Genomic DNA, 18000 nt, shown 5'->3' on the forward strand with positions numbered 1-18000 from the left:
CTGAGCTTGCTGCATTGGAATAACTGCTTGCTGCACTATCGTCACCGGACTGGGCAGCACTAGATGCAGCACTGGCGGCACTGCTTGCGATACTTGCAGCACTGCTTGCCATTGAGGCAGCGCTAGAAGCGATGCTTGCTTGATGGTTTGCATCACTTGCAGCAGACGAAGCAATCGACGACTCACTTCTTGCCTGACTCGCCGCACTGCTTGCGACACTTGCGGCACTAGATGCCGTACTTGCATCAGACTGGATCCCACTATCATTTGGATACTCGGAAGCAGCTGATGACGCGTTGCTAGCTTGACTTGCGGCGTTACTTGCCTGACTCGTTGCATCACTGGCGCTGGAACTTGCTTGTGACGCATAAGAGTCAGCCTCGCTGGCGCTGGAACTTGCATTGCTTGCGTAGTCTGAAGCTGTCGACGATGCATGACTCGCCTGACTAGCACTAGAACTAGCACCGCTGGCACTAGAACTAGCGCCACTAGCATCGGACTTCGCTGCTGCCGCACTTGACGCTGCACTTGCTGCACTGCTTGCAGCAACAGTGGCATCACTGGCAGCTTGATCATAACCGGCTGCAGCCTTAGCAGCATCTGATGCAATAGCGGCATCTGATGCGGCAGCACTTGCGGCTGCCTTAGCTTGGCTTTCAGCCTGCTTGGCGCTGCTTGCCGCTGCACTAGCAGCATTGGAGTAACTTGCAGCTGCCTGACTGTCACCAGCCTTGGCAGCACTCATGGCTTCATCGGCACTACTGTTGGCAGCCTTGGCGGCAGCACTGGCTACGGCATCCGCTTGATCGGCTGTCTTAGCCTGCTCGCTGGCATCACTCGCAGCAGCCGCACCCGAAAGGGCGGCACTATGTGCCATGCTTGCATTACTATCTGCCTTCGCAGCTTCACTGGCAGCTGCACTTGCATATGACTGGATTGCGCTATCGCTTGGATACTCGGTGGCAGCTGATGCAGCTGTGCTTGCATAATGATGAGCCGTGCTTGCTTGACCGGCAGCGTCACTGGCGCTGGAACTTGCCTGTGATGCAAACTCACCGGCTTCACTAGCACTCGAATTTGCGGCACTCGCATAGTTCGAAGTAGCAGTCGAAGCAATATCAGCCTCGCTCGCACTAGAACTAGCGCCACTACCATCACTATTGACTGCCGCCTTAATCTTATTCAAATCAACAAGTGCCTGACTGCTTGCAGCTGATGCAACAGCCGCTTGTGTTGTAGCTTCACTCTGAGCTGCAGTAGCAGCAACAGCTGCACTACTTGCAACTGCCGCATCGCTTACGGCTACTTTTGCAGCTGTTTGAGCATCCGACAACGAATTGTTCATCTGACTAGCAGCAGATGCAGCAGCGGATGAAGCCGTTGCATAACCTGCCGAATCATTAACGGCAGAAGCAGCATTTGCTTCTGCTGAATATGAATCATACGCGGCGGCAGCAGAACTTGCTAAGGCATCATCACTAGCCACAGCAGCAGCCGCAGACGATGCTTCACTGGCGGCGCTGGCTGCAGCACTAGCAGCGGCAGCGGCTGCGGTCGAATTTTTACCTGCAGCAACTTCAGCGTCAGATGCTAAGCTCGCCTGCTTCTGGGCGTCACTTGCCAGCGACTGAATCGTTGCATTGGAAGCTTGGCTCTTGGCAATCTCAGCCGCCTCACTCGCATAACTTGCTGCAGCACTTGCGGCACTACTGGTCGCAGTCTCCTGCGAACTGGTGCCAGCAGCGGCATTGTTCGTGACCTTTGAACTATCAGCAGCACTCGCAGCTTGCTTTGGCGTTTCAGCATCATTGACAATCACTGTCGCGCTCTTGATGATAAACGCGTCGCTAGAAACAACCTTAAATGAAGTGTTCGGACTTAAGGTGACACCAGCAGGCAACTTGTAGCTCCAGTTGCCATTAGCATCTGCTTGAACAAGATACTTAGTCGTATCATACGGATCTGCAGTCAATGTGCCTTCAGGGATTCCCTTAATCCCGACAATAGTGACATAACCACCTGCACCGGTTTTACCTGAAATGACTGTGCTTTCGTTAGTCACTGGGTCAACAGTTACAAAATTATCCGATGCTGTGACAAATTGTAAGCTGCTATCTGTCTCGAAGTCATTAGCAAGAGCCTCACCTGAACTCTCAGCTGCTGCTGTCAATCCCTGAACAACCGCAGTCTTTGATGAGGAACCTTGTCCCCTTAGTTGATAGGAAACGGACTTATATGGTCCAAATGGTTCCTTACCATCATTGGGAATAATCTTGACATATTGAGCCGTTAATGTGCCGCTTCCGGTAACATCAAACAAGCTGGAAGCAGCATTCGTGTTATTGGTAATCTGGAAAAGAACAGACTTCGGCATATAAATGTTGATGTTTGAATTGTTGCCAATATCCAATATATGCGCGATGCCCGTGCCACCGTCAATTGATAAATTGACCGTTGCGTCCTGTGCAAAGCTCAACTGGGCACTATTCAGTGTGTGAATAGCATCAGTCGAAGTTGCACCAGCATCTGTTATCTTAACGGTCAGTGTACTACCGCTTGCAACATAAAAACCCGCGTTGTCAGAAATATAGATGACACCATAACCAGGCATTGGTCGCCCCGTTTGGTTAATGGTCATGGATGAGCCTTCATTGAGGTTAACGTGACTATTGCCGACAATTCTAACGGGAATGTTACCAGCAGCACCGGTTATATTAACAACTGCATCTTTATCAACTGTCAAACTACCGTTGTTGATATAAATCGGTGAGAATAAATCTTTTTGAAGGCCATTACTATTAAGAGTAACCTTTGACCCCTGCTTAAATTCGACAGAACCACCGTCTGTATAAATCAATGCGTTGAATCCGTCTTCATCGCCGCCAACTGCCTGAGTTCTCGTCAGATCGACAGTCGCACCCTTGTCAACAATAAACGAGCCGCCAAAGTGAACCTGAACGGGCGTCCCGGTATAAGTAGTGCCCTTGTATGTGGCGCCTTCCTCAACTTCCATGTAGCTAACTTCAAAGTTTTGCTGGTTACCACCAGCTTGTGTTTGTTGAGTGGTATTGTCAAACGGCGAAATATAGCTTTGCACCGAGTTAACGGTTGTGTTCCCCTTGATGTAAACCTTCGTCGTTCTACCATACATTAACTGGGCACCAGTATAAGTTACATGGTTGAAGGTCACCGAATGATCAAAACCGGAGCTAGGTAAAACTCCCATGATCGTAATCGGACCCCAATAACTGTAACCGTACATGGTCAAATCATTGATTGTAAGGCTTTCGTTTTGGTTGGCATTGGCATCCTCCTCATACCAGTGCCTTCGAAAATCGATTACATGATTGTTGCCGTTAATCACTAGGTTCGGGCGATAAGCATATGTTTGTCGATAGCCTGGTAAATCATCAACGAAATTAGCCTGAACATTAATCTCGCTGATAGCTGAGTTCGCCATGGCCGCACTAAATTCAGAAGCTGTGCTGACATCGGCACTGCTACTCGTATCGGTAGCCTTGGCAGCCATCAGTGCACGCCGTTGAGCGTTTGTCGCATTGGCGTTGCTTGTGCTGGCACTTGAGGCACTGGCTGCGCTACTTGCAGCACTGGCACTTGAGGCGCTAGCGATGCTTTTCGATGCGTTCTCGCTTGAGACATTAGCAACACTCTTGGTCGCGCTGGTGCTTGAGGCATTAGCAGCATTCTTAGCTGCGCTTGCTAAACTAACACTGCTACTATTTTGATTGACACTGTCCTTGTTATCACTGAGAGCACTACTGCCTTGGCTCGTGCTTGCTACGCTACCACTGGCTTGGCTCGTATTAGTATCACTCTTGCTGGCCTGACTGGCGCTAGAGGTACCATTGCTGTTCTTGTTGGCAACAGCACCGCTCACCTTACTTTGGCCGGCGTCGGTTGTCTTACTTTGTGTCTCTGTGGCAGCGCTTGATTGATTCAGGCCGCTTGCGCTATTTTGGCCGCTACTGGCCCCCGATGAAGGTGCTTTGGTATACATAGGATTACTGGTTGTTTCAGTGTCAGCTTTTACTTCATTGGTTTCGAAGACTGTTCCTAATCCGATGCCAACGAAGAACAGTGGCGCGACCAACCACTTTTTCTTCGACTTGAACATCTTGAATCGTTTCTTCTCCATCAAAACATTCGTTCTCTTTACTTTTTTCATACTCAAAATCCTCTCCAAAAAATGAGCAACAGGACAAAAAAACTAAGCCTGTTCAGTTTTTTGCTCATACACACTCCTCAAAGCATTCCCCAAGTGGCATCATCTCCCTTCCTGGAGGAGTTGACTGCAACTGTCTTAGCATTAGCCGAAAGCTCGAACGCTCACAAAATACACGCAAAAAAAGCGATTATAATCACCCCTTTTAAAGGCAGTCAAAATTCTATATACTAGCAAGTCAACACTCCAAGCGACTGCTTCTGTATAAATATTTTAATACAATAACATTAATCTCATTTGTACATTACCATTATCAGCAAAAATATTAAAATCGCAATGTCAGGAAAGCGGTTCCATTATTTTGCTTTTTAAATTGTCATGGAGATTTTCCGTTGTTATTCAACAGTACGCAACGTATGTTCACAAACAAAGACGCCATTGCAATAAAATCACAATGGCGTCTTCTGTCAATATAAAAAAGTTTCTTCGTTCAATCTGGCACGGCAGCAATGACTATCCAGCACACACTTGAACCCCGTCACTGGCGCAGTGCCCGCGTAACAGTTTGTTCATTAACAAACGTAAATAGTCCTAAGTCGCCAAGCTCCCGGCCGTAACCGGAATTCTTGACGCCGCCAAATGGCAATTCGGCATTGTAACTCTGACTTTGGTTAGCGCCGACCATCCCTGTTTCAATCTGCGCGGCAACATCTGCGGCGTGATTGGTATCGCCGGCAAAGACTGCACCACCAAGCCCATAAGGCACATCATTGGCAAGCTCAATGGCTTCCTTTTCAGAGTGTACCTTGTAGACACACGCTACTGGTCCAAATAATTCGGTCCGGTAAGCAGGGTTTCCCTTGTCAATGTCCGTCAAAATTGTCGGCTGGAAGAATGCGCCTGGCAAATCAACTGGCGTATTGCCATAAACAACCTTGGCTCCGTGTTCGATCGCTGTATCAACCTGACCTTGAAGCTTTTCCTTGGCCTTCTGACTGTTCAATGGACCAACATCAACGGATGGATCGCTTGGATCGCCGATTTTGACATTTTCAAAACCTTTCTTCAAGCCGGCAACAAAGTCGTCATAGTACTTATCCAGCACAATAAACCGCTTGGAGCTGGTGCAAACCTGCCCACAGTTCATCAGACGGCTCTTGACTGCTTCTGGAATAACGCTGTTCAAATCCGCGCCGTCCAAAACCAGAAAGGCATCCATGCCGCCTAATTCCATCAACGATTTCTTTAAGTACTTACCTGCTAATGCCGCAACGTGCGAACCCGCGCCCTCAGAACCCGTCAGACAAACGCCGGCAACCCGGGGATCCTTGATAAAGGTTTCGGTATCATCATGACCGATTAAGGCAATCTGGAAAGCACCTTTGTCCGCACCGCCTGCCAGCACGGCCTTTTCAAATTCGAGGCCGCTGGCTGGCACGTTGCTGGCCGGTTTGATGATGACGGCATTGCCAACCATGAAGTTTGGCGCAAAAACGCGCATCAACTGATAGTACGGAAAATTCCATGGTTCAACACCAAACACAATGCCAGTAGCAACGTGATTCGTCACTGCAGCGCCAGCCGTGCTGTCAATCGGCTGCGGCTTCAACAGTGCCGGTGCCCGATCAGCATACATGTCCGCAATTTCAGCACAAAGTTCGACTTCGCCTAAAGCCTCTTCCGTGCGTTTGCCCATTTCTTTTGTGATAATCGCAGCCATCTCATCTGCATTATCCCGGAAATAAGCGGCAACCGCGTGTAGCGTTGCGGCGCGCGTTGCCGGATCAAGATTACGTTGTTCTTTGTAAAACGCATGCCCGGTTGTCAACATTTCGCCGATTTGCGCAGGTGTTGTGTTCGCATAAGTCTTTTCTAAAGTGTTAGTATTCGGATCAACGGTTTGATAAGCCATTTTTGTAAACGCTCCCTTCGTGTCCTTACTTAATCATAGCGTATTCTCCCGATAGATGCCAACTATGCACCGTTCGCGCAGACGGCAAAATTGGCAAATTTCCTGCAGCTCAGTGGCCTGCGCTGACTTTAATTTAACGCAAAAGAAAAAGACCCGCCAGTTTCAGCGAGTCTCAAAACAATCATTACTTTAGAAGTCAGTTGGGTTAACCTTGATACCAGGCGCCATGGTGGACGTCAGCGTCAGGCTCTTGATGTAAACACCCTTCGTACTTGCTGGGCGTGCCTTCAAAACGATATCGTTCATGGCTTTGAAGTTTTCAAGCAACTTGTCAGCATCGAAGCTCTTCTTGCCGATTGGGGCATGGATGATGCCAGCCTTGTCAACACGATAAGCAACCTGGCCGGCTTTGATATCATTGACAGCTTTGGCGGTGTCCATGGTAACGGTGCCGGTTTTCGGGTTAGGCATCAAGCCTTTCGGGCCAAGAACACGGCCCAAACGACCAACCTGAGCCATCATCGGTGGTGTTGCAACCGCAACATCAAAATCCAACCAGCCGTCTTGAATCTTTTGCACCAAATCTTCGGCGCCAACAATGTCAGCACCGGCATCTTCGGCAGCCTTGGCTTGGTCGCCTTGGGCAAAAACGATGACCTTCGACGTCTTACCGGTTCCGTTTGGCAGCACAACGGCGCCACGGATCTGTTGGTCGGCCTGCTTTGGGTCAACGTTTAAACGATAGGCAACTTCAACGGTTTCGTCGAACTTGGCATAGTCGATTTTCTTCAGCAGATTAACCGCTTCTTCAGGGGTGTACTGCTTGTTTGAATCAACCGCTTTAGCAGCCTCTAAATACTTTTTACCTTTTTTAGCCATTCTGGGTTTTCCTCCTTGCAAATGTGGTCACTGGGAGATCAGTTTTCTCCCTTCCACCTGATTACCTCAGTTTTCACTGAGAATCCGAACAGTGCGTCTTAGCCTTCGACTTCGAAGCCCATCGAACGTGCCGTTCCTTCAACCATGCGCATAGCCGCTTCAACATCGGCAGCGTTAAGGTCTTGCATCTTTGTTTCGGCGATTTCCTTGACCTGAGCCTTGGTTACTTTAGCAACCTTCTTGGTATTCGGTTCGCCGGAACCATGTTCAACACCAGCAGCTTTCTTCAAAAGAACGGCAGCCGGCGGGGTCTTGGTTACGAAATCGAATGAACGATCTTCATAAACCGTAATCACAACCGGGATAATCATGCCGGCCTGATCAGCCGTACGTGCATTGAAATCCTTGGTGAACCCCATAATGTTGATACCGGCTTGCCCAAGTGCAGGGCCAACCGGAGGAGCTGGGGTTGCTTTCCCAGCAGGAATTTGGAGTTTGACAATGTTTGCTACTTTTTTAGCCACGAGACATACCTCCTTAAGTCCGTGATGTGGTTATGATGGCCAGAAGTTTTGGCCTCCCACGCGTATGCAGAAAACATACCTAGATAGCGTAGCACGCTGTTGCGCAAAAGGCAAGAGCGTGAGCTGGCGCGGTTAGAAGTCGGAGTGTAAGTGGCCTCAGGCGTGATGGCTCGGGTTTGGCCATTGCGCCTGAGGTCCTTACACGCAGGCTTCTGCGCCAGGGAACGCGTTTCAGAAAAAGTTTCACACTACGTCTTGAACTCATTCCGACAAGCAACACCATGTTCACAACCACGGCCAGCCACTTTTTAAATACATCCGCTTAACGCACTCAACAACCACCAGGTAAGCCAACACGATACACGCTGCCCCCGGCCAATAGCTAAGCGGCAAAACAGCAAAGTCAAACGCGCGATGCAGCGGCGACAGGATGAGAAACAAACCGATCAAAAGCGCCAACATCCTCGACAGAATGACCACCGCTGATGCCGGAGCCTGCCAAAACGGTGTCACACGCGTCCGCAAAACGTGAACGACTAATGATTGGGTGAACAAGCCGACAACAAACCAACCCGCCTGAAAAACATGCTGGGCCGGCAAGCTGGCCGCATGCGCGCCGATCCCAAGCCCAAACCACAAGAATAAGAAGGTTGTGATGTCAAAAAGCGAACTTAACGGCCCAAATGTCAACGTATACCGCAACAATCCCTTGGCGCGCCACGGGGTCGGCTTAGCCAGTGTTGCGTCATCCACATTGTCCCAGGGAATGGTCATTTGCGACGTATCATAAATCAGATTTTGAACCAGCAGCTGAATCGCCAGCATGGGCAGGAACGGTAGAAAAATGCTTGCAACCAAAACCGAAAAAGCATTCCCAAAGTTCGAGGCGATCGTCATTTTAATATACTTCATGGCGTTGGCATAAACGCGCCGGCCTTCTAAAATGCCATCTTCAAGCACCAGCAGACTTTTTTCTAGCAAAATAATGCCGCTTGCATCTTTCGTCACATCAGCAGCCGTATCCACACTGATGCTGACGTCGGCCTCGCGAAGTGCGGCTGTGTCGTTGATGCCATCACCCATGTACCCAACCGTATGTCCGGCAGCCCGCATGGTTCTAATAATCCGCGCTTTTTGCAGCGGGCTGAGCTTCACGAACAGATCAGTCGACTCAACGGCCTGCTGTAATGCCTGGTCGTCCATGGCTTCGACATCGTTTCCTGTCACAACGAGTTGATTGGCAATGCCCACTTCTTCGGCAACATGTTGCGTAATAATGGCGTTATCGCCGGTCAAAACTTTCACACGGACGCCGTGGTTCCGCAGTAAACCAATTGCTTCTTTGGCATCCGGTTTGGCTGGATCCAGAAAGCCTAGAAAACCGGCGATCACCATGTGCTGTTCGTCAGCGGTCGTATAAATTTCTTGTTGATGCACATCCTGCCGGTAAGCCACCACAATCATCCGCATCCCCTGACCGCTCATGGCCGCATTTGTACGTTGAAGTTGCTTGAGCCGCTCCGGGGTAATCGGCAGCACCTTGCCATGCAGCTCGACCCGATCACACACCGCCAGCATTTCCTCGAACGCCCCTTTGGTAATCATCCACTGATGGTCCTCATTGGCAACAACCACCGTCAGTCGCCGGCGCTCAAAATCAAACGGAATTTCATCGATTTTGTTTAATCCCGCGGGCAAGTCCGCCAAAATTGCCTCGTGCTCATGCGCGTAATTCACCACAGCCGTATCCATCAGGTTATGCCATCCGGTTTGATAATTGGCATTCATATACGCCATCCGCAACACCGCCGGATCAGTGGTTCCAGTTGCGTCAACATACCGCATCACGACCACGCGATCTTCGGTAATCGTCCCAGTTTTGTCAGTAAAAAGCGTATCGATGGCACCCAGATTTTGGATCGCATGTAGCCGTTTCACAATTACCTTGTGCTTCGACATGGCGAGTGCACCTTTTGCCAGATTGCTGTTGACAATCATCGGCAGCATTTCCGGGGTCAACCCCACCGCGACCGCAATCGCAAAAAAGAATGCCTGTGACCAGTCATGCTTGGTGATGCCATTGATCACGAACACCACCGGCACCAACACCAGCATCATGCTGATCAACACCCGGCTAATGGCCCGCATCCCTTGTTCAAAACTTGTCAGCGCGGCTTTATGGTTGATTTGATTAGCCATATCGCCAAAATAAGTGGCATCCCCGGTTTTTAAAATGACCGCGGTACCAGAACCGGAAATCACGTCAGTTCCCATAAAGACTAAATTCGGCGCATCAAAAAGCGTCTGCCCGGTTTCTAAAGTTGTCTTACCCGCTGTCTTTTCCACCGGCATCGCTTCACCGGTAAAGGACGACTGGTTGACGAACAAATCGTGCGTCGCAATCAAATAGGCGTCGGCCGGAATCATATCACCAGTCGCCAATTGGACAATATCGCCGGGTACGACTTCATCCATCGGCCGCTCCTGTGTCTGTCCATCACGCGTCACCGCGGTTGTATTGGCAATCAAGGCAGCCAGCGCGTGGCTTTCTTTTTGCGACCGATACTCCTGCCAAAAGTGAATCGAAACAGAGAGCGTGATCATCAGCCCCATCATTCTGGCACCGTCATAGTCCGCCGTCATGATAGAGACAATGCATAATAAAAGCAGCACCCAGACAAATGGCTCATTAAATGCTGCAAACAAAATTAAATACCACGGCCGCGGATGTTGGGTCACGACGGTGTTGAATCCCGTTTCTTCTAGGCGCTGGGCTGCCTCGGGAGACGTCAACCCTGATTCACGAGTCTTCAGTGCCGCTAGTGCCTCCTCTGGCTGCTGCTGGCTATAATGCATCAACGCCGCCGTTTTTTCTTGGGTGGAAGCACTATGTCTTGTTATGGTTTTCTTGAACATCATCTCTTGTTATATAAAATGTGGAAGCATGCCGCCTTGGCATCAATAAACGTTTATATGTTTCCTTTCTTGACTGAGTGGCTGCCTTCATTAAGCCTCGTGATGACGCAAGGCCGGCCAGCGGACAGATGGTTTCCAAGAAACATTTGTCCGCTTGTCATGACTACATTTTGCTATTTTCACGATGTTAACCACATGAGCACCTTCCACTTAATTATTGCGTTCATGTCTTCGTGGATGCTTCATCACTATTAGCTTGTTCCATAAGCCGCTTGTTCTCACTGCTTTCTGTATGCCTGGCAAAAAATCATGAATCATTGTAGGCAATTAGCTTTACCCAAAGAATAACTTGACAGTAAGATGGTTGTCAAAGATAACTAAAGTAGCAATGTTGTCAGGAAGACCTTATTGGAGGAAAAATTAATGATTTCTTCAGCATTAGCCCAAGCTGCCGCTATTCGTGCCGGTGCCATTACCAGCGCCGACTTAATCGATGCGGCGGCCGATAAAATTGCCAGGCTCAATCCCAAGCTGAATGCCATCACATGGACAAGGTTTGCAGCTGCCAAACACGAAGCGGCTCAGCTGAAAGATACCGGCCAACCATTCTTTGGGGTGCCATTGGTCTTGAAGGGCCTAGGTCAAAACTTTGCCGGCGCCCCTGCCACAGCCGGCAGTCAGCTATTCAAAAATGCCAAAGCACGCAGCACCAACAACTTTGTCAAGGCCTTACAGTCGCTGGGTTTTGTGATCATCGGCCAAAGTAATGTGCCAGAATTCGGCTTTAAAAATATCACCGATGCTGCCATTTATGGTCCGGCTCGGAATCCGTGGAATCCGGACTATTCGCCAGGCGGCTCTTCCGGCGGCGCGGCGGCGTTGGTCGCTGCTGGCATCAGCCTGCTTGCTGCTGGATCTGACGGTGGCGGTTCGATTCGGATTCCCGCTTCTTTTTCCGGCTTAATCGGCTTAAAACCTACCCGTGGTCGTGTGCCGACCGGGCCGGGTGAGTGGCGCGGGTGGCAAGGCGCTTCCATTAACTTCGCCTTGACCCGCACCATGGCTGACACCGAAGCTTTGTTACGTGGACTCGCAACGACTCAATTAGCCGCACCGTTTATCGCCCCGCCGCTGCATCTCGAAAATGTTAATGGAACGCGGCCGTTGAAAATCGCCTACACCACGCAATCGCCTGTTGGTACACCGGTTAGCGCCACAGCAGTCAAGGCAGTCGCGTTAGCCGTGGATGCTTTACGCGCGGCTGGCCACACTGTTGTTGAAGCTCAGCCGGATGTTGATGGTACGGCGCTGATGCAGGCCTATTATTTGATGAACGGCGGCGAAACCGCGGCCATGTTCCAAGCTTATACCGAACAAACCGGTCACGCCGTCACTTCCGAAGACGTCGAACTCGTCACGTGGGCCATTTATCAAGCCGGATTGCACACCACAGCCGCTGACTATAGCCGTTCGTTGGGTGTCTGGGATCGGGCCGCTGAAGCTTACAGTCATTTCCACAACAGCTATGATCTGCTGCTAACGCCAACGACAGCCAAAACGGCGCCGCGCATTGATGCCGAGTTACAATCGCCTGCCATCGTCGACAAAATGCAACATGCTGCTGAGCTAGCGCCGAATGAGCAAAAACAGCTCGTCTGGGACTTGTTTGAGCCTAGCCTCGCATACTCGCCCTTCACCCAACAAGCCAACTTAACCGGTGCCCCAGCCATTAGCCTACCCACTGCTATATCACCGGACGGTCTACCACTGGGCATTCAGTTCGTGGCTGCTAAGGGTCGCGAGGACCAGTTACTGCGGCTTGGCTATTGGTTCGAGCAGCATCATTTGCTGCAAATGTATCCGTTAAGCGAATCAGAAGACAGTGCACCCGCTGAATAAGTCGCTTTCAGTCACAGGGATGCCCAAATGAAACGAATGCGATCAGAACATAATTTCCAAACGTAAGAAAAAAGTGAGCAATATTCCGGAAGTGTGGGAATGTTGCTCACTTTTGTTTCGTCATGGATAATTTATCAAAATTCTTAAAACTGTAGTGCCAAGGCGAAGCAATCGGAGGCCGGAGGAGGCTCAGCCGTGCAAACAACACAGCGACCGTTTTTTGTCGCTGATGTTGTTAGGCGACTTTGAGACAGCGGTTTTCTGGCTCAAAGCGCCGTCTCCGCTCTAGCTTCGCGTCGCCAGCCCCCTCTGGCCGGAGATTGCGGGGTTTGGCACGACAAGGAAGGAAACAGTTTCACTTACTTTTAACCTCATCAACCCCAGCCTTAAAGTTCACATAACGAGCCAGCGCAAAAAGGTAATCGGACAACCGATTGCTGTACTGCAAAACCACATCGGAGACAGATTTGTCGTCCACCGCCAGCTGATCCAACGACCGCTCCGCCCGCCGTGCCACCGCACGCCCGTACTGCAACGCTGCCGCCAGCGGATGGCCGCCGGGTAACACAAAAGCGGTGATGCGCGGCACTTGCACCATCATGTCATCAATCGCATCTTCCAATGTCTTGACATGTGCTTCGGTAATGGTGTGATGTCGCGGCACCGCAACGTCGGCCAGTAACTCATAAAGTTCCCGCTGCCGATCTTCCAGTGCCTGCGCAAGCCAAGTAAAGCCCGGTGTGGCATTTGCTTGCGAAGCGACGTAGCCAAGCCATGAATCAAGCTCGTCCAAATCACCCAGCGCGATAATCTGCGGATCATATTTCGGCACTTTCTTACCATTAATCTGTTTCGTGGCACCATGATCGCCGACTTTTGTGTAAAGCTTCATGACTAGTCCTCTTTTCCGTAAGCGGGTTACCCGTGATTAAACCGCTGCAACCCTTGCTGCAACACCAGCAATACAATCGGGTAAAAGACCAGATTACCCAGCGCGTGATAAGTATCAAACAACAAACCACTGATATAATACGCCCAAAAGCCCAGTCCATTCAAACTGCCGATGATGGCCATACCCAGACTGACGACGAACCCGTAAAGGTAGCCAAGCAACCCAGCCAAGCCCATTTGCAGCCAAAGGACACGGCGAACCATCGGCAACACCAACACAACCATTTGCAATACCAATAGGCACACCATATAGGCAGCAATCTGCGGCAAGGTCCATAAACCGAATCCTAAAACAAGGTTAGAGACCACCAACGTGCTGACGGTCAAACTCAAACCCCAGCGCATACCAAGCAGCAAGGTGACTACCATCAAAATATCCGTTACCGGCTGGACGTTGGGAATCGGCACCTTCACGATCCGCAACACTGTACACAACGCCGTCAATAGACCAAGCAAAGCCACCGCCCGAACAGGCGATGGCTTTTTGGTTGACGCTGGCAACTTCATTTGGTCACACTCAAGTCAAAAACAACTTTATCATGGTTTTTAACCGGTTGCGTTGTCGCGCCCTTCTTCGCCATCTTACCGTTAATGGTGTATAGCCAGTACGTTTTCTTCGCAACATTTTGCTTCTTGCCGGCAATCTCAGTGATGAACCCTTTCGAAGCCTTAACCGACCAACCTTTTTTCAGACCGGTCATCACCACGGATTTTTTCGGCTGGGTAATCTTCTTTTTAGCAAAAGCTTTGCCATTTTGCTTCAGCTGATAAGTAACCACAATTTGATTCGGCTTGCTGCTGGATTTGGCAGCGCTACTCGAACTGTTGCTGCATCCAGCTAACACAAACATTGCTGCAAAAAAGACAACTAGTGAACGTAAAGCTTTCTTCAACATAACCTTCAACATCCTCCGCATTTTTTACTTAATCGGGCAAGCGCCGCCAGCACAATCCGTCTGGTCAACCAATTCCAGATCCTTTTGATCATGATTGGCATTTTGGGCGGCAAAAACAGCCGCAACCGATCCGTGAATCTTGTCACACTTTTGCTTATAGGTGTCAGCATCAATCGGCTCTTTTGGCGCCTGCTTGAAGCCTGAGCCAACGTACGGCAACATAGATGTTGACTTAATCACGTGCCGATATTGCGACAACAAGCCCGCAATCTGGTCAGCTTCTTCCGGTTGGAAAGTGACTGTGCAGCTGACTGCATTATCCGACCAGTACGTCTGCAAAAATGCCTGTGTTGCAATCTGTTCGGCAATCGAAACCGTTCCAGCTGAAGCAAACGCCGGATCATCGGCATGGGCCGCGCGAATCGGAAACTCGACGACCATCGTGTTCTTGGTGTAAACATCCGGTTCAATATGATAACCGCACGCTTTCAGGGCAGGCAGTAACGGGTCGTTCGCCTGGAAACGAATGCGCTGAATCAGATAGCCGGCATAATGGAAATGCATGCCTTCTGAAACACCTGCCAACTTAGCGACCGTTCCGGATGGCTTAACAGTAGTGTGTTTGCGGGAAGGCTCACAACCCAATGCATTGGAATAAGCTTGATCTGCATCGACAACCGCGTGATACAGGCCGTCCACCGCTTGCTTGATTTCAGGATTATAAATCGGTTTCTCCAGCATTTTGCCGGTGTGCGGATCCACAACCGGTTCAAATCCGGAAACGACGCGATGACCGAAATCATCCAGGAACCAATCCTGAATCCCGGACATCGAAATGCCGATGCGGCGATTCTTGCTAATAATATCACGCGAAACCTGCCAGTCATAATTGCTGAAGGTTACTCGCTTAGCATAGCGCGTTGCCAGTGTAAAGGCCTGCTTTAACTTCCAGCCTTGTTGCACGGCAACGACAGGGAAAAGTTCAAACAAGTTGCACGGTTCGCCATTTGCCAGAGAAATTTCGCCACACGGATTCGTGCCTTCAACATCCGGATCGTTGGCGGCATTTTCACCATCGGCAATTCGGCCAAATCGCCGCGACAAGTCGAGGTTCACAATGCCAGGTTCGCCGTTTTTGGCAATAGCCGTGGCAATCGGCGCATAAGCTTCAAATTGCGTATCAATGGCCACACTGTTATTAGAAGCCCAGCGGTGATGGTAAAGCTGCTTTTGATCCTGCTTCATCGTGATGAACGCGTCATCATCGGACGAGCCTAACGACATTTCCGCAGAACGACGCACGTTACCGGCTACCACGGTCTTGCCGATCAAGTTGCCGATATCAGTGGCATCGACCGCGGTCAAGCGCTGGCCAACCCGAGCATTCAACACCTTGTTGATATCCAGCAACATCTCGACTAATGGCATTGGACCGGAAGCTGTGCCGCCAAAGCCATGAATCCGGGCGCCTTTTGGCCGGATCCGACTGATATCCAGTACCAGCTTAGTCTGCCCACTGGGATTGGTCGTGGCAAAATGATGATCAATCACCTTGGCATTGGCTAAAACCCAGCCTTCACGGGTATCAGGTAAAACATAGCGGTCATTGTGCTCGGCCGCATGTGCCTGTTCCCAAGCTTCCCGGTCAACTGCACCCATTTTCAGCGACTCCGCATAGCTCGCACTGCTGCGATCAATCACTATGGTCAGATCAACGGCGTGTGCGACCGGCGGCAATTTAGCGATGTTGTCTTTGGTAACCGAAAAACCAACGCCACCGCCTTTCATCAATTCGTCAAACATAAATGAATACGGCATCGAGACAGCAGGCTGGTTAGCCGGAAAATCAGTCGGCACGATATGCGAATCCCCATAAGGCTGCGGACGAATGGCAATAAACCAGCAGTTATTCAAGGCATCGCCATTACGCTTTTGATAATCCGTGCCGGAAATCCACAGATTGCGGCCAGATGGCGTGCCGGCCAGTCCGTAAATAAGCTTGAAAAGATTCCGTGCCTCTTTTTGCAGCTCGTCCACAACTTCTGGATCGGGATTGGCTGTATGTAACCGCGGATCAAGGTTAATATTCCCCTCAACCACTCGTTTAACGGTTTCGTCCCAATTCTCGGTACGTTGTTGATCCGGCAACCACCGGGCATAGGTCCGCTTATAGGTGACCCACCCCAGTTCACCCCAGTGTGGTTTAATTTCTTTCTTGACCTCGGCAATAAAATCAGGTGCCAAGGTGATCGGTTTCATCATAACTTGCATAGCTGTCCCTCCCGTATACAAGATATGGTATAGCCAAACGAATCGAATATCAAGATATAGATCAATCAATAACAAATTGTTAATGTTGGCAACTACCCGTTCGACGCGGCATGCCCGGCCTTAAAAAATTAATGGCCGAATTAAAAATCGCCAGCGCAGGAAACCGCTGGCGATATCTATTCTATTTGAGAATTAAAAGACCGGTCCGACATACGGGCGCACTAACACATGGTCCAAATCAAGACTTTTAAGCTCGGTCAAATCGTTAACAAAGCAGGTAATCGACCCTGCCAGCATCAAATTCATTTTCATTTTGCCAAGCTGAAGCGCCACGATTGGTATGTGGTGAGCATAGGCATACCCGATCTCAAAAGCCGTTCCCGGATCGGGGTTCTCACCGACATAATCCAGAATAGCAACCAAAACTGTTGACCGATGTAACCCCTGAATATCTTCACCAAACACCTGCCGTTGCCAGCCTGACGAGTTCGGCGTTAACCCGGCCTTGTTCGTGTCATCGCGCGGTGAAAAAATAGCGGTGACTGATTCATTTGCATGCAAAGCTGTCAAGACTTGATCGAGCCGTTCAATCTGAGCAGAATCAAAAAACGGTGCAGCCAAATAAACTTCTGCCATAATAATTCCTCCTGTGAGCATTCATCGGCGCGTTATGGTGAAGCAGCTTCTATATACAAGGCTTCAACTCAGCAACACCTAAAAGTCGCGTTGACGCTGCCATAAATACTCGGCAATGTCATGATCCACCAACCGATTCTCGTGCAGTAAACTATGGGCTGCCCGCGGTCCACGAATCACAACCTCGGTATAATCTTTGATGCGATCCTTCACCAAATAACGCACAGCAAAACTGCTGCTAACAGCGACTTCACCATCATGACGGCCGCCAAGCATCAAATCACCGGCAATGTTCAACCACCGCAAATCAGACGGCAAGTTGGCAATCGAACGTTGAAGATATTGATAAATCGGCGCTGTATGCTCTGGTCCTTGGCGAGTCAACGGCCAGTTAAGAATCGGTGAACGCCGCGCAATTTCCACATCATTCATCGGTGCGGCAATCGTCACCAGATTAGCCACGGGAACAGCAGGTTGGCTCACTAAATACAGTGCCGCCGTCACCCCGCCCATCGAATGCGCAACCAGATTAACATGGGTAAACGACTGTTGCTCCTGCAAAGCGGCGATGACATGTTGCAAACCTCGCAACTGGGCAGCGGGCCGCACCGTTTTGTCCGTATACAAGACCTGAACAGCAGCGTGGTGGTTTAGATTCAACTGTCCGCGCAAATGAACACTGCTATCCGGCGCGACAATGGCCACGACATCTTTGCTCAAGCCATAACGCCGCTGCATCCGCCATAACATATGGCCAAAAGAGTACCGTGTACCCAGATGCCCCGGAATAAACAGCGTTGGCGTCGGATCCATCACGAGCGGCACCGGCGCATAGCCAGTCCGAGCCAATAGAAAATAGTCCGTCATTACGCCCACAACGACCATCACGCCCAGCGTCACGAAAATCCAGAACCAGCCGCTCATAAGCGTTAC

General features: G+C 50.2%; 12 protein-coding genes. 1 reads left to right on the top strand and 11 read right to left on the bottom strand.

The features are described 5' to 3' along the window. The 5 genes from BVJ53_RS11395 to mgtA form a co-directional block, all read right to left on the bottom strand. Positions 1–4186: KxYKxGKxW signal peptide domain-containing protein (locus BVJ53_RS11395; RefSeq protein WP_202865302.1), on the bottom strand; the 4186-nt coding region annotated here is incomplete at its 3' end. A 535-nt stretch (positions 4187–4721) separates the two neighbouring features. Next, entirely contained in the window at positions 4722–6095 is a 1374-nt protein-coding gene (locus tag BVJ53_RS11400; protein ID WP_129302502.1) for an NAD-dependent succinate-semialdehyde dehydrogenase, read from the bottom strand. Positions 6096–6284: 189 nt separating this feature from the next. After that, positions 6285–6974: a 50S ribosomal protein L1 gene (rplA, locus tag BVJ53_RS11405; protein WP_129302503.1), complete on the bottom strand. Its 690-nt coding sequence runs from the start codon at positions 6972–6974 to the stop codon at positions 6285–6287. 98 nt (positions 6975–7072) lie between these two features. Continuing rightward, entirely contained in the window at positions 7073–7498 is a 426-nt protein-coding gene (rplK, locus tag BVJ53_RS11410) for a 50S ribosomal protein L11 (protein ID WP_129302504.1), read from the bottom strand. 285 nt (positions 7499–7783) lie between these two features. After that, positions 7784–10414, bottom strand: a complete 2631-nt coding sequence (gene mgtA / locus BVJ53_RS11420; RefSeq protein WP_129302505.1) for a magnesium-translocating P-type ATPase — start codon at positions 10412–10414, stop codon at positions 7784–7786. A 423-nt stretch (positions 10415–10837) separates the two neighbouring features. Here mgtA and BVJ53_RS11425 point away from each other — a divergent pair, with 423 nt between their 5' ends. Next, positions 10838–12313, top strand: coding sequence for an amidase (locus tag BVJ53_RS11425; RefSeq protein WP_129302506.1), 1476 nt, complete (start codon positions 10838–10840; stop codon positions 12311–12313). A gap of 355 nt (positions 12314–12668) precedes the next feature. On the opposite strand, the gene BVJ53_RS11435 is transcribed toward BVJ53_RS11425, so the two are convergent. The 6 genes from BVJ53_RS11435 to BVJ53_RS11460 form a co-directional block, all read right to left on the bottom strand. Then, entirely contained in the window at positions 12669–13205 is a 537-nt protein-coding gene (locus BVJ53_RS11435; RefSeq protein ID WP_129302507.1) for a cob(I)yrinic acid a,c-diamide adenosyltransferase, read from the bottom strand. A gap of 26 nt (positions 13206–13231) precedes the next feature. Further along, positions 13232–13771, bottom strand: a complete 540-nt coding sequence (locus BVJ53_RS11440) for an ECF transporter S component (RefSeq protein WP_129302508.1) — start codon at positions 13769–13771, stop codon at positions 13232–13234. Continuing rightward, positions 13768–14157 (bottom strand): DUF4430 domain-containing protein, encoded by a 390-nt coding sequence (locus BVJ53_RS11445; protein ID WP_025013291.1) that lies wholly within the window; start codon positions 14155–14157, stop codon positions 13768–13770. Before BVJ53_RS11445 ends, BVJ53_RS11440 begins: the two co-directional genes overlap by 4 nt. A 27-nt stretch (positions 14158–14184) precedes the next feature. Next, on the bottom strand, positions 14185–16431 hold the full coding sequence (gene nrdJ / locus BVJ53_RS11450; protein ID WP_129302509.1) for a ribonucleoside-triphosphate reductase, adenosylcobalamin-dependent: 2247 nt from the start codon (positions 16429–16431) through the stop codon (positions 14185–14187). A 192-nt stretch (positions 16432–16623) separates the two neighbouring features. Next, positions 16624–17067, bottom strand: a complete 444-nt coding sequence (locus BVJ53_RS11455; protein WP_129302510.1) for a nucleoside 2-deoxyribosyltransferase — start codon at positions 17065–17067, stop codon at positions 16624–16626. Positions 17068–17145: 78 nt separating this feature from the next. Beyond that, complete coding sequence (locus tag BVJ53_RS11460; protein ID WP_129302511.1) at positions 17146–17991, bottom strand: alpha/beta fold hydrolase; 846 nt, start codon at positions 17989–17991, stop codon at positions 17146–17148. Positions 17992–18000: the final 9 nt, after the last annotated feature.

The sequence above is a fragment of the Lacticaseibacillus chiayiensis genome, from assembly GCF_004123795.1.
Classification (GTDB): domain Bacteria; phylum Bacillota; class Bacilli; order Lactobacillales; family Lactobacillaceae; genus Lacticaseibacillus; species Lacticaseibacillus chiayiensis.